Below are 18,244 nucleotides of genomic sequence, written 5' to 3'. Positions count from 1 at the left end.
GCTTATATGGAAAAGCTGATAAAAGAATATTCTAAATTACTTTATAGTCCAAAACCGGCATCTGATAAGTTCTGGACCTTGGAAGATCGTATCGAAAAAGACAAAAAGAACCCTTGGGTCTTACTTGAAATCAGTAAATCAGAATCCATTTGGAATATTGCTACTATGATTAAGAAAAAAAGTAATCACCACCGAAGATCTTAACGATTTCAGTGGTGAACTTAAAGATGCTGTTCAAGAGATGCTAGCGGTTTCAGCAACATCATGTACATTTGCTGCAGTACCTGTAATCGTATGAACATAACCGGTACCTGCATCAACACCGGCATGAACTTTCATTCCGAAATACCATTCATTTCCTTTTTTGGTCTGATGCATTTCGGGATCACGCTTTCCATTCTGGTTCTTTGTTGATTTAGGAGCAGCAACAATGGTTGCATCAACAATTGTTCCGCCATGCATTACAAGACCTGCTTCATCAAGACGCCTGTTTACATCGGCAAATATCATTTCACCGATTTTATGTTTTTCAAGCATATGCCTAAAGTTTAAAAGAGTTGTTGCATCCGGAACCTGCTGTTCTGAAAAATCAATGTGCATAAATGTACGCATTGCATAGCTGTCATATATGGAATCCTCTATGCCCTCATTAGACAGATTGAACCAGGTCTGCATGAGGTACATACGGAGCATGGTCTCTATACCAATTGGCTTGCGACCACGTGTATTGTTGAAATAATAGGGGCGAATCAACTCCACCCATTGTGACCATGGAATGATTTCTTCCATGGCATCAAGGAACTCCTCTCGTTTTGTTTTCTTCTTGCGATTGGAGTATTCAATATCAGCCATTGTGAGTTGTTTCATAGGTATCAGCCCCCTTCAATTGATACCTATATTATACTAAAGATCGGAGCGCAACGCTTGATTGTGGCTGAATTAATCAGCGTTTCCCTAAATATCGTTTCAATTATGGCTCCTAAGCTGCTAGTGGCTTAGGGGCTATTTATTTACAAATTATTAAATTTAATAAAGATAATATTAAATCGTAATTAAAACAAGTTATAATGAAATTATGATACTTTCTATGACATGCAACCGAATATACTGATATTAAGAAAACTAGGAGGGAATAAAGATGGTAGAGCGCAGAACAATCAATAGAGTAGAGTTTTTGGCAAACAGCGTGATAGTAGATAAAGAGACACTTGAAAAATACTATGGGCAAGTCAAAAACATAAGCCCTCTCGGAATTGCGATTACAGTTGATAAGAGAATTCCTGATCTGGTTGGAAGAGATGTGATAATAGTTGCTGATACGATGATAATGTATGCAGAGACAGTCCGGGAAGATCCCGAGGAAGGGATGAAGAAGTCTTTGGCATTTAAGGCCAGCAAATTTACACCTGACGTTTTGTTATATTTGTTTGAAAGTATAGGAGGCGATCAGAATGAGAAGGAGTGATATCAAGAACAAAAAGCTGATGTCGGCACTGACAATTGGGATATCTGCTATGATGGCTCTTTCTACGCCTATTTCGGCGTATGCTAACGAGAACGTATCATCCGGTGACGGAGAAGAGAACAATAATCCGCCGCAGCCGTCCACTGCGCAGGTTTCTGAAAATGTAGCGGAGCCGGTAGCTGTGACACAGCAGGCACAGGATCAGGCCGATGTAGTTCAGTCGGTTACAGCTGATACAAATGAGACTGCACCACAGCAGGATGTGACGCAGAGCAGTGAAGTAAGTACGGATGCTTCCGCTTCTTCGGAAAACGTCAGTGCAGTATCTGCAGTGCAGGAAGCTGCTCAGGCAATACTTGATTTCGAGGCTCAGACAGATATTCAGCCTGTTGTTGTGGATGCGGCAGATGAGGCAAAGGAACTGGCCGATGACGCAGTGATAGTCGGTCCGGTAGCTGAGCAGGTCATAAAGGAAGTGACTGAAGCTGCGCAGGCAGTTTACAATGACTCCTCAGATGTGACTGCTGATGGGGAACCTACTGCAGTTGCCGAGCTTGAAAGTGCTGCAGCTGATATGGACGTGGTAAAAGATGAGCTTAAGGAAGCAGATGCAGAGAACGCCAAAGCAGAAGAAGCTGTAGTGAAAATTGAAGAGAGCTCGAAAGAGGCATTTGGCGCAGCCAAAGAAGCTGATGAATGGGCAGGCAACATTTTGGCAGATACTACAGATGCTACGACTATGTCAGAGGATCTGATGGCAGCTATAAACGGGGCTCAATCCATCGAAGCAGCCAATAAGGCCTATGAAGATTACGGGCAATTGGTAAACGACATTACTGCCGAAGATTCACTGCTTAGGGCTAAGCAGGAGTACTATAACTCCATTCTTGCACAATACAATACCGCGCTGGATGCTCTCAGACAGGCCGAAAATGAACTTAAAGAAGCTGAGCTTGCGTATGCTAAGAGGCTTGGAAATGCCAAGACACAGACAAGTGAAGTACAGGAAAAGATGGCTTCTGCTGAACAAAAGGTCAATAACCTTCTGGAGGTTGTAAGTGATGCACAGCAGGCTCTTGCGGATGATGCTGAAAATGCCCGCATTATGAATGAGACCTTCCATAAGATCAAAGGCGCAACCCAGTGGGAAAACAAGAGAAATATTGTAAGAGAATATGTTGAAAACTTTATCATCCACAAGAAGGCGGATGAAGTAACCTGGCAGTTTGTTCAGGGCTTTGATCATCAGGACTATAACTATGACATGGTAAGCTATAAGGAAGATGGCAAGACTGTTACAAGGTACTTTAACATTGATAACCTTGACAAACTGGATAAAGGAAATAAATTTGGTGATTTAGGAAATTCCTGGGGCGTTGTAGCCTATGAGAAGTCAGAAGAAGAAGTAAAGGCAAATGATGCTCTTGTAAAAAAGTATGGCAACTACTTCAACGATGAGAGAAGGAATCTTGCGAACCAGGGATTTTACGAAGTATATGCTTATGGTGACGAAGATGACAGGAAGTATGTTGTAAAAGAAGAATTTGACAGGATGGTGGAGTCCGGAGAGGTCACAGAAGCAGATGGGGTTTATTCTGCAGGTGATTATGAAGTTACGAAAATAGTACAGAATAAGAACAATCTGCTTCACGATGCCAACGTATTTGTAATAGCTGAGGATCATGATCTGGAAGATTATTATATCCATGACGGCAGGAGGGATAAAAAATTCCAGGAAAAGATGATGAAGGCTCTGATGTATAATCACTCAAAAGAAGAAGCTGAGCGTATTTTCCAAGATATCAGAGATGCAAATTACCGGCTGAATAAGTATATGATTGAGGATATGGACAAGAATTACGTTAAAAATGATGACGGCACATATTCTCATAAAATAGCTTCTACAGTTTCTGTATATCAGGTAGCGGTTGACTCGGCACTGAGTGAAGTAAAAGAGGCGCAGGAAGAAGCTGTTAAATTATCCGATATGATAGATGACCTTTACAAAGAAAGGAAGAGAAGGACAGTCCTTGCAAAAGACGTTCTGGAAATATCGGATATGGTTTCCTTCCTGGGACTTGAGGCAGAGGGAGAAGAGGCAGAGAAACTCAATCAGATGACCGTCAGCGAAGCCATAGCTCTTTTGGGCGACAAGCTAAATGAAGCAAATCAGAAAGTTGAGGATGCGGGCCAAAAACTGAGCAGATTACAGTCAGGATATGACTCTGCTCTTACCAGTCTTAATGAGGTGATCGCACGGCTTACACCGACCGTTATCGCACCGGCTGCCAATAGGACAGGCGGCGCATCATCCGGCTCTGAGGCATCGAGTACCGAAACAACAGATGCCGAAACAACAGATGCCGCAACGCCGACTTTTGCAACATTCACTACCACCGTTCAGGCGGCTTCCGGCGGAGGACGTGATACTGCGGTAGAAATATCGGATAGCAACGGGACTACGCAGGTTTCTGAAAATCCCGAAGCTCCCGGCCTTGCAGTGGTAAATGCAAGTGCGACGGCTTTGGGTAATGCGGCAGTTCAAGACAATAGTGGGGCATCAGGCGCAGGAGGAAGTGGTGCAGCTGATTTGGCAGAGAGCACCGGTGCAACAACGACTATTGTAGATGAAGAAGTGGCTCTTTCAGATGCTGTAGAACAATCAGATGAGCTTTCTTTTGAGAAAACAGTAACTATTGCTGATGAGGACGTTGCTCTTTCTGGAACACCGGATATTCCCGCTCCGCCCAAAAAGATGAGCTGGTGGTGGCTGGTCATCATACTTCTGCTCGGAGAGAGAGGGCGCGAGTTGTACGCCAAGTATCATAAGGATTTGGAAGACAGGTAATGAGATAAATCTCTATGCTGATTTTTTCTCCAACAACTTATAATCCTTTGACAATCTTCGTGGTTATCGGAAGAATTGTTGTCAATTTGTTGTCATTTCGTTCTGACTGCATCTCGCAAGCCGCATAAACACTGGCTTTTAACGGCCAACACTTTTCAAGGTCGGGAAAAATGGTGATTGCTCCCCTTACTTAATCCGTACAGCTCCAAGCAAATCCTTCTGAGCTATTTTTTCTCCGTTTGACTCTACCACCGAAATCCATGGAGCACCGGATTTGTGCTGTCAACCGAGGTGCAGGCCTCCAAAAAGGTGGTCTTCGGTGGAAAGAGTACTGTTACGAACCAAATACATACAGTGCAGTCCAGATGAAGCAATTGACTACACATTTCTCTCAATCACATCTCTGTAATTGATATGAGCATTACGCTACACTCATATTATAACTCCTATGTTCTGGTTTGTCATCACCAAATTTATCCATAGAAGCCCGAACCGATACATCATGAATCACTGCGCTCCGGTCTGATGATGATCTTGCCTTCAAGGTTCATCATGACCTCCTGTTTCTTCTCTCTGGTAGCCTCAGCGTAGATGTTCATCGTGGTGGTTATGTCCGCATGGCCCATGATGGCCTGGATCACCTTGATGTTTGACTCATTCTCGCAGAGCCTGGTGCAGAAAGTGTGACGTAATATATGGGCAGAAATACTCGGGAGCAGAAAAGGCTCCCTGTTTTCATCAGCAGCCATAAGGACCTCCTCTTCATTATAAGAATCGATTGCATCGTGGATAGCACGGTTGACTGCTCCTGGATGGAGAGCCTTGTGCTCGCCGGTACAGAAAACAAATCCGGTGAATCCATCGATCTCTTCATCACAGAAACCAAGTACGCTCTGGAACTCATATTCCATCAGAAAAGCATCATATACTTCCTGGACCATCGGAATGTCCCTGGTACCTGCAGCGGTTTTCGTAGGTAGCATGCGCTTACTGCAGTCCCCAAATTCATCAGGCCTGTCGCTGAGAGTATGGTTGACATGGATGATTCGATTCTGAAAATCAACGCAGTCCCATCTGATCGCAAGGCACTCGCCTATACGCATGCCAGTGCCGAGAAGCACCGTGATAATCGGAAGCCATCCCCTGAATTCAGGATTGTTCCTGAATATATCCATAAAAGCCTGCTGCTCATCAATGGTAAGAGCTTTTCTGTCCGGTTTTTCCCAGAACTTGCTGCGCTTGATCTCTGCCATGACATCATCTGTCGGATTTGTCCTGATGTAGCCATCCCGAACAGCCATCTGGAATGCAGGGCGGAGAACAGTATGTACATGATCAACTGTCGTCGCCTTGAGTCCGCGCTCAATGATGAGCCCGTAATAGAACTTCTTGATGTCTGAATACTTGACGTCGACAATCTTCATCTTACCAAAGTCTTCCTTGATATAACTCTTATAGACATTAACATAAGTGCCCTTGGTAGTAACTTTGAGATTGTGCTTGGTGTCAAGATAAGTTTCCACCATGCTGTTGACTGCTACATTCTTTGACTTACTGGGATCAAGGCCATCATCATAATCTCTCTTTAATTTCCTCTCAGCCTCCCTGAGTTCAACCAGTGTCTTCTTATATATAGAGTGTCTCTGTCCCATACGGTCTGTATAGGAATATACGTATCTGCCATCCTTTCTCTGGAACTCACCTACGTACAGGTTGTAACCTCTTGAATCTTTTCTCGTCATGTTTTCCTCCTAATAAAAAAGAGGAATAACCGGTTCATAAACACATTATAATCCGCATTATTCCTCTGTTACAATCCATTTTTATCCTGTGAAAGAAGTGCAAAGCCGCATAAATACTGCCATTTGGACTTCTTTGGACAACAATGGACAATTACGATGTATAATTTGCGTCACGAAAATTTTCCATGAATGCATCGAAAATCTCTGTGTTGACCAGCACCCTTCTCTTAATGTGGTATATGGCTCCTGCGTCCTTAGCCATTTTCTCAAAGGTATGAAGCCCCATTGAATATAGGTCTTTTCCCTCCTTGTAAGTGACAAACTTCTTTCCGGACTTTACAGCCTCCGCTACATTAGTGATACTTGTTTTTCTTGCCGGCATTTACCGTCCCTCCTGTCTTTAGTCTGCATACAGTGAAGCATTGATAGCTTCACCTTCTTCTTTGCTCTGTGAATCTTAAGTCTTGCTGACTCCTGGGTTATCCCAAGCTCATCAGCGATCTCTGCTGCATCCTTTGCACCATTGATATATGAAGTGAAAAGAGCTTTCTCCTTTGGCTTGAGGATGCACATCTGGGTATTGAATAAGAAATAGGCCTTGCGCATATCGCGGATCACATATGCCTCATACATATAATCTATTTCGTTCTCAGTACCCTCCAGTACACCGCTTGAAAAATCACAGGTCCTCAGCGCATCCCTCGTCATGGTCTCACTGATTCCCGTATTAGCAGTCGGATCACTCGTTCCGCTTGTCTGCACCCTGACACCAAGCGCACCTCTGTCAGAGTGCCTGCTGCATGCCCTGTCTGTCTCAATGGTATAGACAAGTCCTTCTATCCGACTGTCTAACATTCCCAGGAAGGAAGGATAGTTTCTGCAGATAATATCCACCTTCCCTCCTGCATCTGCTGCAGCATAATCATCTACTAATTGAATTGCCATGAAGCACCTCCTTTATATATGTAGATTCTCAACTTTTTTCCTACATCCGATTTCAAGGAGTGTGTTCTCTACTTATTAGTAAGTACCGTCAAAAAAGCATTTCGGACTCAGCTCCAGAACGTTTGCCATTTCCAGAAAAAGAGACATCTTTATATCTGTTCTTCCTGTCTCGCAGTTAGCTACGATCTGTCTGCTCACATACAACTTTTCAGCAAACTTCTCCTGGCTGAGTCTAAGCTCTCTCCTTCTGATTCTGATCTTTTCTCCCAATGTTTTTTCTGCCATCATCTTACTGGCCTGCCATGATCATGAACTGTCCTTCCTAAATATTTTTTCGCGCGTGTCGTCTTAAGACTCTTCCATCATAAGGCTGCACCCCGCATAAGCACTAGAACTGAGCTGTATACTCGGTATGCAATCTGTATACCGTCATCTGTCAAGCAGAGCCAGCGCCTTTAGCTGGGCAACAGCAACTGCCCTTACCTCCGCGCTCTTAAGGTTTGAAAAAAGCTTTTCAATTTCTTCAACTCCGGCTTCCTGAAGGGTATTAACGTGAACTTCATCAACTCCCTTAAGGATCCAATCAGTAGATACCCGGAACCTCTCGGAATACTTGAGAAGAACATCTATAGGCAGTGTCCTTGTCTCCCTCTCATAGGCAGATATAACGCTCTTGTTTGATAAAAAGAACTCTGCAGCCAGTTCCTTCTGGCCGATGCCGCTTGCTTCACGAAGCTCCCTGATCCTTCCTCCGATTGTTTCTGTGTTTCTTGTTTCCATTTCATTCTCCGTTTCCGGAATCCACCAAAACGGAAGCAACCGAGCCAAGAGCATAGAGAAAGAGCCTGCAAAACTTTAATAAACCTAAGGTTAAAACCTTTCGGTATACTTCCGTTTTGCAGACTCCTTCGATGTTACGTGTTGTTAGTTACACGACTCTTTAAGCTCTTGGCAAATCTTTAGGCAGGCGATGCTGTTCCTGGCTCGTTGGCACTGCACTAGTCCATCATCTGCCGCATTAACATATTAAGTTGTATATTGGCCAGAAGCTTCCGGCCGCATCAGTTGGTCAATAACGCCAACTCCTTCTGGTACCTGAGCATCCTCTCTGTAAAGGTCTGCTCATCACTCTCTTCATCATTAACTATAGTAGTAACAAAATTCTTGGTCACACATATTGTTATCAGATTGCCGCACTCTTCACATATCTCGTCTACATCGGCACGTCTGGCCTTCATGATCTTATTACCACAAACCGGGCAGTTAACCCAGCGTTCTCCCTCCATGGATAACTTCGCTCTTTTCAAACTCTTCACCCCCAAGCGAACAAAACCAATTGTTAATAGTTACAATTAACGGATTAGGGAAAGAAAACCGTTAGCTGATCTCTTTTATAGCCCCGCGGTTGCTATACACTAATTATAGTTGTCTGAATGATAAGTCACAAGTAGAAATCGAACAGTTGTTCTGTCCTATTTTTTGTACACATTTTACAAAACTACAATTGCAATTCTCCTCCTTAAACAAAACTATTTTTTCATGCTGGCACCAAAACATGCGTAGTATATCATGATTCCAGAAACCAATCTTCCGAATTCACTCCGACTTTCATACGAAATTACTCCGAAAAGTCTCCGATTTTACTCCGATTTATTTTCTAAATAAAAAAGGCATAAATACGAATGATCAAACGCCTTTAAATCACTCCAGCGGTGGGAGTTTGGAAATATCTTCATCATTTTGTGGAATTTCTTTAAATGGTATTATTCCTCTGGCCATATCCTCATATTGCCTACGCTTTACATATTTCCACATTAAAATTCCAAGCAGCCTTATAGCTATTGGTCTCATTTCGTAAAATGTAGAACTGGCTATTCCCATATCAGTATATATATCTGAGTCTATTCTCTTATTACCATCAAAATAACTTTCTTTAAGTATTCTCTTATATTTAGGACCCTTAACCCTGAAATTGGCCACTTCATCCAGGATCATGTCAATCTTCCCCTTAAACCATGGCTTTTTGATGATATTATCTATCAGTTTAGCCCGTTCCATTACAGACTCGTCAAATGGTTTAGTAAGTACATAAAAAAATATATCCCGATCCGCCAGCTTATCTTCTGTTATTTCTTCTTCACTCTGTGGCATATGCGCATCCTTAGAAGCTCCATAATTCTTATCACGAAAATCTTCACATAATGGCGTGCACAGCTTTAATACCTTCTCCTCTGAGAAGCCTTCCTGCCTGCACATTTTTGCAACCTCAATATAGTCCTTAGATTTCTTTTTACCCATAATTATTTACCTCAAAAAAATGACAGGACAATCGGATAATCCCCAATCTCCTGTCTAAACAATAGTTATATGAATTTATCGAAACCCATTTCAAGACATATTATTTGCTATCATCACTACCTATAATACCGGTCATAAAGTCAATCACACGCTCCTGATTACGTGCATTCAGCTTCTTTACATATGTCATTATCCTTGTTTCCGCTGGCGTAAGTTGCATGTTCGTAGAAGGCGGTATGTCAAAGGAGAAAAACTCTCCAACCGTCATCCCAAACGCATCACTGATTCTCTCCAGAAGCGATATTGTAGGATATGAATCTCTTTTAAATATATCTGTAATGGTAGAAGTTGGTACGCCAACTATCTTTGCAAGATGCGTCTGGCTCCAACCTCGTTCATCCAATAATTCACTGATCCTGTGCTGGACATCTCGTGCTGTCATGGAATGATCTCCTTTCAAATGAAAGTGATTACCCCACTATTGTATGAAAATAGTCGTTTCTAAATAATCATTTGAAAGCTATGTATAGTCGTGCCCAGACAACTCCCCCATAAATGGGAAAAGACCTCAAACGAGGTCTCTTCCTTAATGAACAATATACTTTTTTCAGTTTGTTTCTTTATTTCCGGAATCAGCCGGATCTGCATTCTTTTTTCCAGTAATGATTGCTATCACAGCAACTACCGCATTTATAAGGCACCAGCCAGCCCAGATTACAAGATCACTGTAATTACCATGTCCTGCAAATCCTATAAGAGCAGCAAGGCCAAAGATAATGATAAGAGCTATATTGCCACCTTTTCCCGTGCTCTTCCTGGTCGCAATAGATACTATTCCACCGGTAAGCATAAGGATCGCAACTATGATTCCGGCAGACCCCGACGAGCCGCCATTTTCTTCCAGGGCATTTACCATACCAGCTGCACATGACTGGAATGCCACAATGATAAACAATACTATTGATAAAATACCTGCAACAAGTTTCCAAACTTTCATTTCAACGCTACCTCCTTACTGAGCCGAGAATGTAATTGGATCTGAATCTGCAATTGTGCTAAATGTTTCCACATCATAGATATGGAACTTGAGCTCAACCTCTTCAATGGCTTCAATACCATTAGACTCAAGTTCAGACGACATCAGTGTGATATCGTCAAAAGACTTCTTGCCATCATATACTGTAGTCGAGAAGTATGGTGTCATCATAAACCCATTTACAGACATGTCATCAACGGAGATTCCTACATTCTTGCCTGAAGTATTCTCGCAATAAAGTAATATTGCTGTTCCCCAGAAGCTATTCTCGTCAACTGCCTTACCTACAATTCTGATTCCACCCTCATTGTATAGTTCGGTACCGCTGTCATCTGCTGTGGTATCCATATTCTCGTAAGCAGAGGTCTTAATAGTCACACAGTCAGTATCAAAGATGTTTTCAAAACTATTAGTATCATATACATGAAAATATGCTTCTATCTGCCCAACAGAATCTATTCCTGCAGCCTTAAGTTCTGAACTCATCAAATGCATAGTCTCATTAGCCTTCTTACCGGCAGCCACATTAGAAGCGAATAAGTCTGAGATCATAAAGTCATTGACAATAAGAGCCGTGCAGCCAACAGTAACATCCTTGTCTGTTTCATTCTCTATGAGAAGCTTTATGCCATCTCCCCATATACTATCTGTCTCATATCCTGTAGCAGTGATCTTGATCCCATCCTGATCAACAAGGACCTGTTCTTCAATGGTCACTGCTTCAGAATCCGTTGATGTTTCTTCTGTTTGTTCTTCAGCTGCAGTTTCCTCTGTAGTTGTCTCTGTTGTCTGAGTGGTAGTTTCCTCGCTCTTTACAATATCCTTTTTCTCTGTAGATGCGCTGGATGAAGAGCCACATCCGGCAAGCATAAAGGCACTTATTATTACGCACAGTATGCCGGCAACAAATCTTGAATTTTTACGCATAAAAAAGCCCCTCCTTATAATGAATTGTCACGTAATATCGTAACTTTTAACCCATTATAACAAGGGGATTTGCACTTCGTTGCCCCTGTAACGGTGGCAATTTTTTTGGCTTATTCCTGCACTCCGGAGGTCCTTAGTGGCTGGAGCCCATGAGATTTCAGCATTGTATTGACGTCAATAATGCTTCCGGGCCTTTCATTAAATGCAATCATAATTAGAGCATCTCTTTCATCCTTGGCATAGAGTTCTGCCATTCCATACTTCCTGAGCGCTCTCTGTGTTTCACTCAGTGTGAACTCTGCAGCATAACATATCCTGACTATCACATCTCTCTGCTTGGTATGCTTCTCTCCGGATAATAATTTATATCCGTATCTTTCCGGCACATCTGCTTTAAGGAAAACTTCCTGCTGCTTGATTTTCTTCTTGTTCATTAGCTCTTTAACATAAGTTGAAAAAGAGTTTGATTCCGATAACATACTATCTTTATTATTCTTCAGATACTTATCATAGTCAGACAGATGAGTTTTACCTAAAGTGTTCTCAAGCTCATTGGTATCTTTTTCCTGCATATGCACCTCCAAACCATGCTACAATTATAAATATCAATTATCGTAAGAAAGGGGATAAACGTGGATCTTTCACAACGCCTTTCAATTTCATATTACAAGACAGTTGCTACAATCAACGAGTCCCATAGAATATATCTCGTTCAACACCAGGAAACAGGTAAATTCTATGTAAAAAAACTCCTGGATGTCTATTCTATTGAAGTTTATAAGTATCTCAAAGAGAATCCCATTATCGGCATACCTCAGATAATAGAATTGTATGAAGAAAACAATATTCTTACTCTTATTGAAGAATACGTTCCCGGTACTACTCTTAAAGAGATACTTGATTCAAAAAAGCTTACATTCGATCAGATCTGCAACTACATGATCAGCCTCTGTGAGATTCTGGAAAAACTACACTCTCACTATCCGCCTCTCATTCATAGGGATATCAAACCCTCAAATATTATAATAACAAGTTTTGACAATGTGATGCTCCTTGACTTCAATGCAGCCAAGTACAAGTCCTCAAATAGCAGCCGCAGTTCTGATACTGTACTCCTTGGCACACAAGGTTACGCAGCTCCTGAACAATACGGTTTTGGTGAGTCATCACCACAAACAGACATATATTCACTCGGCATCATTATGAGAGAAGCATCAGCCTCACTGACAGTAAACAATCATAAATTTGATCCTATCATCAACCGTTGTACCCAGATGGATCCCACAAGGCGCTACACTTCCGTAAAAGAGCTCAAGTCCGCTCTATTAAGGGCTCTAGGCAAAGATTCTTCATCAGATGATCCTGAGATATCTGCAGCATCTTATCTTCCACCCGGATTCAGGACTATGTCTCCCGGTAAAATGATTGTTGCAATTCCTGTTTATATCATGATCTTCTGGTTATGCATGACTCTTGAAATCAAAAACACTTATGGATTGGCTTTATGGATCGAGCGCATAACTATGCTCATTATATTTATTGGCGATATCCTTATCGGCTACAACTACCTGGGTGTACAAAAAACATTTCCGCCCTGCAGGAGTGAAAACAGGATTATTCGTATTCTGGGTATCATAGGCTTTATTGCTATTTTCACCTTTTCAGCCTTGATCATCATGATCTTTATCGAAGGAATCTTTTTCAATCACGCTAGTTGAAATATATCACAGAACATTAAAAAAAGTTGCCACTGTAGCGGTGGCAACTTTTCGTATCTTACTTAAATCATTTATTTACCAAAAGTATTGCTGGTAATTGCTGCAGCCTTTGCAGCTAAAGTGTTCGTTGACGCATATAATGAGCTGGTTGGTGCAACCGGACTCATGAGAACTTTTCCTGTTCCCCTATAAACATTAACAAGTCCTTCTCCACTCACTGCCGAGCCAAGAAGTGTCTTTGTAGATCTTTCAACAGTAAAATCAAGATTTGAAGACCAACATACTGCCAGGTTACCATCTATCTTAAGAGTATCATTATTGAGTTCCACCTCAATAAGCTCAGCATATGGAACATTGCTCTCAAGAGCAGCTATTCCATTTCCGGAAAGACTTAAGTTAAAGAGCCCTTCTCCTCCAAGCGCTGCTGATGAGAGATTCTTTCTGGAGACAACACTGTTTTTAACTGTTCCCGAGCATGCATAAAACATGCCATCTTCAATGGTAATACCAGGTCCCCAGGATGCAACATCCACAAGAATGATATATTTGTAAGTAGGCTCAAGAACAAGCCAGCCATTTCCGACATATTCCGGTTTAACTGCAGACTCTTTTGTTACAGCTCCCTTTACCATCTTTCCAAAAAGATCGCCAACGCCCTTTACTCCGGAAGTAGCCTGTACATTACCAGCCATCCACTGCATAGCTCCTGCCTGAATGATTGCTGAATTGTTACCATCAAGTTCAATCGCTAACTGTCTTCTATGAACTCCCATCTTGCTCATAAAATATTCAGTAGTCGCATTTGCTGGAGAAACACTGGCATCCTGCATGTACTCCAAAACATGGAAGTTGCCCATATTAGCCACAAATTTCCTGCCTTCGTTCTCAAAGTTTTTGATATTCATTGCTTTTTCCTCCTGCAATTCTCTATTTGTTTGCCTTATTCTATGTTTCAGATTATAGGACAATAAAAATATCTTCTTAATTATACCAAATAAATTGTCTGTATTTAGGATTTTATAAAATCAATCCAGCTTGAAAATACAATACTCTTGCACAGCTATATAAGCAGTATAATTATCATGTGAATGTCGTTGAAAGGACCACTGCCATGAGCGAGAACAATTCTAACAACAAAAATAAACCCAGCATCAGTACAGGAGCTGCTGCACTCATATCTGTACTTGCTGTGCCTGTAACTCTTTTGGCCAGTTTACTTATATCTAACAAGAAAAAGAAATAGTCCCAGGAATGGGCCATGATCCCATAACCTTCCGCGTATGAAGCGGATGCTCTACCACTTGAGCTATCCTGGAATAGCGGACACAGAGGGAATCGAACCCACAACCTCCCGGTTAACAGCCGGGCGCTCTGCCGATTGAGCTATGTGTCCAAAGCCACGGTAGTAGGACTCGAACCTACAACACCCTGAGTCAGAGTCAGGTACTCTACCAATTGAGCTATACCGCATTAGTGCTGCTGGTGGGGCTTGAACCCACGACCTTCGGTTTAAGAGACCGTTGCTCTTCCAACTGAGCTACAACAGCTTAGTGCTCCCCACGGGGGGTGAACCCGCATCTCTCGGCTTAAAAGGCCGGTGCATATCCGCTCTGCCAAGGAAGCTTAATGGGCCCGGGTGGAGTTGAACCACCTCGCAGGGATTTTCAATCCCCAGCTCTACCAGTTGAGCTACAAGCCCTAAGAGACATAGGTGGGATTCGAACCCACGATAACGGAGTTGCAGTCCGCTGCCTTTCCTGCTTGGCTACCATGTCTTAACTACGGCACTTGGAATCGAACCAAGATTACCGGAACCAAAATCCTGTGGGCTACCATTACCCCATGCCGCATTGAGCAGCCTTAATCGACTGCAATTATGTCATCAATCGGAACTTCCAGGTAAACTGAAAGAGCTACAATCCTATCGATACTTGGAAGCACTTCCCCTCGTAAGTATCTATATACAAGGGATGTACTTGCTCCCAGGTACTCAGAAACCTCTGATACTGTATGTCCGCTCTCTCTAATCAGTTCCCTAATCCTGATTCCTGTTCCTTCGATATCAATTACAGGATAATCCATCTTCTTAATCTCCTTTTTCGCATTAAAAAACCACTTAACTCTTGCAAGCTAAGTGGCTACAGATCTCAATGACCTCATTTATTCTTAATGCTCCGGACCATCCATCATTTGGCATATCCAGGACCACTTTCCACCAACTTGCAATTTGCATAACTAACAAAGCACTTCTGATTTTTGCAGAACTGCATAAACTGTTTGTTATTAAATTGCTGGTTGATAGTTACGTAGTACATTCTTAAATAAATCCTCTTAACTTTCTGCTACTCTTCATAGCTCCATATCTTTGTTCTGATTTTATTATCGTCTTGCCGGACTCATTTGTATAGTGTCATCAGATGACACAACGCCGTGAATAGGGATCGAACCTATCTTCCCGTGAAGGAAACCGCTGATTAGCAATCAGGTGCCTTACCACTCGGCCACCACGGCATATTTAAGTGGGTGGAGCAGGAATTGCACCTGCGGTGTTTCTAATGTGGGAGTTTTACAGACTCTTGCCCTCGCTTCTAGGCATACCCACCCATAATACCTCCTGTCGGACTTGAACCGAACATCCCTGGCTTGAGAGGCCAATGTCCTGACCTTTAGACTAAGGAGGCATAGTGATCCCCACCGGACTTGAACCGAGTATCCCAGCCTTGAAAGGGCTGTGTCCTGACCTTTAGACCAGGGGACCATATGCAGGCAATATAGTGCCTGCTAATCTATATTCAGTTCATGCGCTTAATGAATAAAGCCATTCCCCTTCAGTTACAATAATGTCATCCATAGCAACTCCGAAAACAGCTGCCAATACAACTAAATTGTCTAATGTCGGCATGGCTGTTCCATGTTGCCACTTGTAAATTGCCTGTGGAGTAGCAAACCCAAACACGTCCTGTAAATCCCTAACAGACATACCGGCTGCCACTCTTAAATCTGTAATTCTCTGTCCCGTAGCGACCATGTTGATCGCTGGAATATTCTGTGTCATTTTCGACTCCTTTCTGGCCTTAGCCAAGTACACGAGGTGGGATTCGAACCCACATGCGTTACCGCGTCTAATCCTAAATCAGGTGCGTCTACCAACTTCGCCACTCGTGCAGAACAGACCCGCCAGGACTTGAACCCGGACTAACAGTTTTGGAGACTGCTGTGCTGCCATTTACACCACGAATCTTTAGCGCAGAGCCTGGGATTCGAACCCAGATACCCTTTCAGGATGGCGGTTTTCAGGACCGCTGCTGTACCAATTGAGCCAACTCTGCATTTTTCAGGCAAAAGAAAAACCGCTTGCCTTGTCATCTAAGGTAAGCGGTACGCAAACATGTTTATCTATAAGCTTCCGATCCGGTCTCTATCCTATCCGGTTCTTTGCCAAAACAACATTTTCTCGCATTTGCCTATCCTTAAATGAGCGCATGAAATTAAACATCCACTCTGATTTGCTCTGGAGTGATGATTCATAACTTTCGCTATAGAGGCAATAATTGCGATTCATTGTTGTCATGTCTCTGTCTTTTCCTTTCCGGGAGCTTCTATCTGCTCCGCTTATCTCTCTTATATATCGAATAATAACACCTGTATGATTAGTTGTCATTATATTTGTAGTATAAAAAAATCAGCTCCAAATCCATCTCCGAATTCTTTGCTGATTCTCTCTTTTTCCTTCTTTCTGTTGTAGGCCTTCCCGCTTGGAACACTCCTTGTTACGGGATTAAGATTTCCCCAGGTGCGTCTCTGTTTGGAATGGTACTCCTTTTGCTGTTTTTTACTACGTTTGTCCAGTGAAACATATTTGCTCATTGTCTATCCTCCGTTTCTTCTGTCTGAACCCTATTGTTGTATTTTGATGCAAGCATCCATTAGCAATTTTACTATATTCCAGGAGATAAAAAAATGCCATGTAACGGCATTTTTTCCGAAACATGGCATATAAGCTCAGATATAACTTACTGTCTCTGATAACTCTTTTCTGCTGTTATGATTATCAAGTGGTCCTGCTCCTTCTGCAGCATATCCGAGATCAAGAAGCATCAGAATCTCCTCGTTCTCTGGAAGGCCAAGGTCATCCGCAAGTGCTTCCGGATCAAAGAAATTGAGCCAGCAGCTGTCTATGCCTTCATTTGCTGCAGCAAGCATTAGGTGTGTTGCTACGATAGAAGCATCCTCAATACCGGAATCTTTTTTGCCACCCGGGTATGTGAATACATTACTCTTATTAAGCTTGTACTTAGTAGTCGATTTAGCAGCATTAAAAAGATCTAACACCTCATCCATATCTACAGCAATCTTCTTTACTGTCTCTCCTTTAAAGGGATCAACACGGCTATCCATATCCAGTACCTGCGCACGGTCATAAACCTTGTCAGTTATAATTGATGTTGAGTCATCATTATTAGCCGTACCTACAAACCATATATTATTGCTCACAATGACATTTGCTGCCTCATTAGAGTAAGATGACCCACTGGGCCACATCGAAAACAGCCATCGTAATGGTGAAGGTATTTGATATCAGTGTTACTGCCACAAAAGTCTTAAGGACCCATTTGAAGAAAACCCAGGTCTCAAAATGAGCCAGATTATTGTGGCCTGCAACCAGTTGAATAAGCTCATAACAAGCAATAAATGTCAGGATGATTCCTGCTATTGGCATGATAATGTTCTCCGACAGGTCCCTTATCAGCCGATACACAGCCGGCATAAAACTGGACGGAGTCTGTCCTACTGTAGCCGCTATCTCACCCACCTGAGTATTCACAGAATCAAAGATATTGCCCAGATGCTTCATGATACCCGTGATGAGAAAGTCCTTTATCCACTGCTCCATTGCCTCGATTACGGTTTCCATTCATGCCCTCCGTTAGTAAAAAGGCTGGGGATTCTACTCCCCAGCCTCCGTGTACTTCTCGACATCTGCCAGATCAAAACAGACCTGAAAGAAGAGGTACAAGCGTTGTTCCGATGAGGGCAATACCACCTCCCGCCATCAGCTGCTTCATTCCCTGGCTCTTCGCGCCGGGGTTGTCACCGCCGTAACCTTCCATGAGGTTTACACCACCCCATATTCCAAGACCAGCGCCAAGCGCGATTACAAGTGACTGAAGTACTGTTACTGAACTCTGAAAAAATGCCATAATTCTTAAACCCAAAAACCTTTCTACCGCTATTTTTGTGCGGTCAGCGACATCCCTCATAGCG

Annotated in this window: 22 protein-coding genes, 15 tRNA genes and 1 pseudogene; 4 read left to right on the top strand and 34 right to left on the bottom strand. The window is 42.6% G+C overall.

Annotated elements, in window-relative coordinates; genetic code table 11:
* Positions 1-240 precede the first annotated feature (240 nt).
* Positions 241-867 (bottom strand): annotated as a pseudogene (locus tag BLO53_RS06385) (IS5 family transposase); the annotation flags it as partial.
* 271 nt (positions 868-1,138) lie between these two features.
* On the opposite strand from BLO53_RS06385, the gene BLO53_RS06380 reads away from it, so the two are divergent.
* Together BLO53_RS06380 and BLO53_RS06375 are read left to right on the top strand one after the other, a co-directional pair.
* Positions 1,139-1,465, top strand: a complete 327-nt coding sequence (locus BLO53_RS06380; protein WP_092059799.1) for a hypothetical protein — start codon at positions 1,139-1,141, stop codon at positions 1,463-1,465.
* Positions 1,452-4,313 carry a hypothetical protein gene (locus tag BLO53_RS06375; RefSeq protein ID WP_092059797.1) on the top strand — a complete coding sequence of 954 codons (2,862 nt, stop codon included), beginning with the start codon at positions 1,452-1,454 and terminating at the stop codon, positions 4,311-4,313. The genes BLO53_RS06380 and BLO53_RS06375 overlap by 14 nt, the downstream gene beginning before the upstream one ends.
* A gap of 500 nt (positions 4,314-4,813) precedes the next feature.
* On the opposite strand, the gene BLO53_RS06370 is transcribed toward BLO53_RS06375, so the two are convergent.
* From BLO53_RS06370 to BLO53_RS06320, 11 genes are all read right to left on the bottom strand, one after another.
* Positions 4,814-6,055, bottom strand: coding sequence for a tyrosine-type recombinase/integrase (locus tag BLO53_RS06370; RefSeq protein ID WP_092059795.1), 1,242 nt, complete (start codon positions 6,053-6,055; stop codon positions 4,814-4,816).
* Between the two features lie 151 nt (positions 6,056-6,206).
* Complete coding sequence (locus tag BLO53_RS06365) at positions 6,207-6,437, bottom strand: DUF6462 family protein (RefSeq protein ID WP_092059793.1); 231 nt, start codon at positions 6,435-6,437, stop codon at positions 6,207-6,209.
* On the bottom strand, positions 6,404-7,000 hold the full coding sequence (locus BLO53_RS06360) for a sigma-70 family RNA polymerase sigma factor (RefSeq protein ID WP_092059791.1): 597 nt from the start codon (positions 6,998-7,000) through the stop codon (positions 6,404-6,406). Before BLO53_RS06360 ends, BLO53_RS06365 begins: the two co-directional genes overlap by 34 nt.
* A gap of 75 nt (positions 7,001-7,075) precedes the next feature.
* Entirely contained in the window at positions 7,076-7,288 is a 213-nt protein-coding gene (locus BLO53_RS06355) for a helix-turn-helix domain-containing protein (RefSeq protein WP_092059789.1), read from the bottom strand.
* Positions 7,289-7,429: 141 nt separating this feature from the next.
* Complete coding sequence (locus BLO53_RS06350) at positions 7,430-7,780, bottom strand: helix-turn-helix domain-containing protein (RefSeq protein ID WP_176757189.1); 351 nt, start codon at positions 7,778-7,780, stop codon at positions 7,430-7,432.
* A gap of 281 nt (positions 7,781-8,061) precedes the next feature.
* The gene (locus BLO53_RS06345) at positions 8,062-8,307 is read right to left on the bottom strand and encodes a hypothetical protein (RefSeq protein WP_143003217.1); all 246 of its coding nucleotides are present in this window, start codon (positions 8,305-8,307) and stop codon (positions 8,062-8,064) included.
* A gap of 394 nt (positions 8,308-8,701) precedes the next feature.
* The gene (locus tag BLO53_RS06340; RefSeq protein WP_092059783.1) at positions 8,702-9,298 is read right to left on the bottom strand and encodes a hypothetical protein; all 597 of its coding nucleotides are present in this window, start codon (positions 9,296-9,298) and stop codon (positions 8,702-8,704) included.
* Positions 9,299-9,398: 100 nt separating this feature from the next.
* The gene (locus tag BLO53_RS06335) at positions 9,399-9,740 is read right to left on the bottom strand and encodes a helix-turn-helix transcriptional regulator (RefSeq protein WP_092059781.1); all 342 of its coding nucleotides are present in this window, start codon (positions 9,738-9,740) and stop codon (positions 9,399-9,401) included.
* Positions 9,741-9,905: 165 nt separating this feature from the next.
* Entirely contained in the window at positions 9,906-10,295 is a 390-nt protein-coding gene (locus BLO53_RS06330; RefSeq protein WP_092059779.1) for a hypothetical protein, read from the bottom strand.
* Between the two features lie 15 nt (positions 10,296-10,310).
* Entirely contained in the window at positions 10,311-11,261 is a 951-nt protein-coding gene (locus BLO53_RS06325; protein WP_242875318.1) for a hypothetical protein, read from the bottom strand.
* A 110-nt stretch (positions 11,262-11,371) separates the two neighbouring features.
* Positions 11,372-11,833, bottom strand: a complete 462-nt coding sequence (locus BLO53_RS06320) for a hypothetical protein (RefSeq protein ID WP_092059777.1) — start codon at positions 11,831-11,833, stop codon at positions 11,372-11,374.
* Positions 11,834-11,893: 60 nt separating this feature from the next.
* Between BLO53_RS06320 and BLO53_RS06315 the strand changes: the two genes are divergently transcribed.
* Positions 11,894-12,979: a serine/threonine protein kinase gene (locus BLO53_RS06315; RefSeq protein ID WP_242875317.1), complete on the top strand. Its 1,086-nt coding sequence runs from the start codon at positions 11,894-11,896 to the stop codon at positions 12,977-12,979.
* Positions 12,980-13,050: 71 nt separating this feature from the next.
* On the opposite strand, the gene BLO53_RS06310 is transcribed toward BLO53_RS06315, so the two are convergent.
* Positions 13,051-13,884: an AIM24 family protein gene (locus tag BLO53_RS06310; RefSeq protein ID WP_092059775.1), complete on the bottom strand. Its 834-nt coding sequence runs from the start codon at positions 13,882-13,884 to the stop codon at positions 13,051-13,053.
* Positions 13,885-14,090: 206 nt separating this feature from the next.
* On the opposite strand from BLO53_RS06310, the gene BLO53_RS19775 reads away from it, so the two are divergent.
* Positions 14,091-14,222: a hypothetical protein gene (locus BLO53_RS19775; RefSeq protein WP_255363883.1), complete on the top strand. Its 132-nt coding sequence runs from the start codon at positions 14,091-14,093 to the stop codon at positions 14,220-14,222.
* Here the strand turns inward: BLO53_RS19775 and BLO53_RS06305 are convergent.
* The 21 genes from BLO53_RS06305 to BLO53_RS06210 form a co-directional block, all read right to left on the bottom strand.
* Positions 14,223-14,295, bottom strand: a tRNA-Met gene (locus tag BLO53_RS06305).
* A gap of 4 nt (positions 14,296-14,299) precedes the next feature.
* A tRNA-Asn gene (locus tag BLO53_RS06300) sits at positions 14,300-14,372 on the bottom strand.
* Between the two features lie 4 nt (positions 14,373-14,376).
* A tRNA-Gln gene (locus BLO53_RS06295) sits at positions 14,377-14,449 on the bottom strand.
* A gap of 4 nt (positions 14,450-14,453) precedes the next feature.
* Positions 14,454-14,526 (bottom strand) — tRNA-Lys (locus BLO53_RS06290).
* Between the two features lie 4 nt (positions 14,527-14,530).
* Positions 14,531-14,602, bottom strand: a tRNA-Lys gene (locus BLO53_RS06285).
* A gap of 4 nt (positions 14,603-14,606) precedes the next feature.
* Positions 14,607-14,678: transfer RNA gene (locus BLO53_RS06280), tRNA-Phe, on the bottom strand.
* Between the two features lie 4 nt (positions 14,679-14,682).
* A tRNA-Cys gene (locus tag BLO53_RS06275) sits at positions 14,683-14,754 on the bottom strand.
* Positions 14,755-14,758: 4 nt separating this feature from the next.
* A tRNA-Gln gene (locus tag BLO53_RS06270) sits at positions 14,759-14,829 on the bottom strand.
* Positions 14,830-14,839: 10 nt separating this feature from the next.
* On the bottom strand, positions 14,840-15,061 hold the full coding sequence (locus tag BLO53_RS06265; RefSeq protein WP_092059773.1) for a helix-turn-helix domain-containing protein: 222 nt from the start codon (positions 15,059-15,061) through the stop codon (positions 14,840-14,842).
* A gap of 344 nt (positions 15,062-15,405) precedes the next feature.
* Positions 15,406-15,490, bottom strand: a tRNA-Ser gene (locus BLO53_RS06260).
* 9 nt (positions 15,491-15,499) lie between these two features.
* Positions 15,500-15,583 (bottom strand) — tRNA-Tyr (locus tag BLO53_RS19145).
* 4 nt (positions 15,584-15,587) lie between these two features.
* A tRNA-Glu gene (locus BLO53_RS06255) sits at positions 15,588-15,660 on the bottom strand.
* Positions 15,661-15,664: 4 nt separating this feature from the next.
* A tRNA-Glu gene (locus BLO53_RS06250) sits at positions 15,665-15,737 on the bottom strand.
* A 39-nt stretch (positions 15,738-15,776) separates the two neighbouring features.
* Positions 15,777-16,034 carry a helix-turn-helix domain-containing protein gene (locus BLO53_RS06245; protein WP_034454466.1) on the bottom strand — a complete coding sequence of 86 codons (258 nt, stop codon included), beginning with the start codon at positions 16,032-16,034 and terminating at the stop codon, positions 15,777-15,779.
* Between the two features lie 28 nt (positions 16,035-16,062).
* Positions 16,063-16,144 (bottom strand) — tRNA-Leu (locus tag BLO53_RS06240).
* Positions 16,145-16,148: 4 nt separating this feature from the next.
* Positions 16,149-16,220: transfer RNA gene (locus BLO53_RS06235), tRNA-Trp, on the bottom strand.
* A gap of 4 nt (positions 16,221-16,224) precedes the next feature.
* Positions 16,225-16,308, bottom strand: a tRNA-Ser gene (locus tag BLO53_RS06230).
* A gap of 331 nt (positions 16,309-16,639) precedes the next feature.
* Entirely contained in the window at positions 16,640-16,846 is a 207-nt protein-coding gene (locus BLO53_RS06225) for a hypothetical protein (RefSeq protein WP_092059771.1), read from the bottom strand.
* A gap of 135 nt (positions 16,847-16,981) precedes the next feature.
* Positions 16,982-17,473, bottom strand: a complete 492-nt coding sequence (locus BLO53_RS19605; protein WP_242875316.1) for a nitroreductase family protein — start codon at positions 17,471-17,473, stop codon at positions 16,982-16,984.
* Between the two features lie 19 nt (positions 17,474-17,492).
* A complete protein-coding gene (locus tag BLO53_RS06215) occupies positions 17,493-17,894 on the bottom strand; it encodes a VirB6/TrbL-like conjugal transfer protein, CD1112 family (protein WP_092059769.1) in 402 nt (133 codons plus the stop codon).
* A gap of 73 nt (positions 17,895-17,967) precedes the next feature.
* On the bottom strand, positions 17,968-18,180 hold the full coding sequence (locus BLO53_RS06210; RefSeq protein WP_026653618.1) for a Maff2 family mobile element protein: 213 nt from the start codon (positions 18,178-18,180) through the stop codon (positions 17,968-17,970).
* Positions 18,181-18,244 lie beyond the last annotated feature (64 nt).

The sequence above is a fragment of the Butyrivibrio sp. INlla14 genome (assembly GCF_900102515.1).
In the GTDB taxonomy this organism is placed as follows: domain Bacteria; phylum Bacillota; class Clostridia; order Lachnospirales; family Lachnospiraceae; genus Butyrivibrio.
Note: the sequence above shows the minus strand (reverse complement) of the source record. Positions and strands in the feature narration are given on the sequence as shown.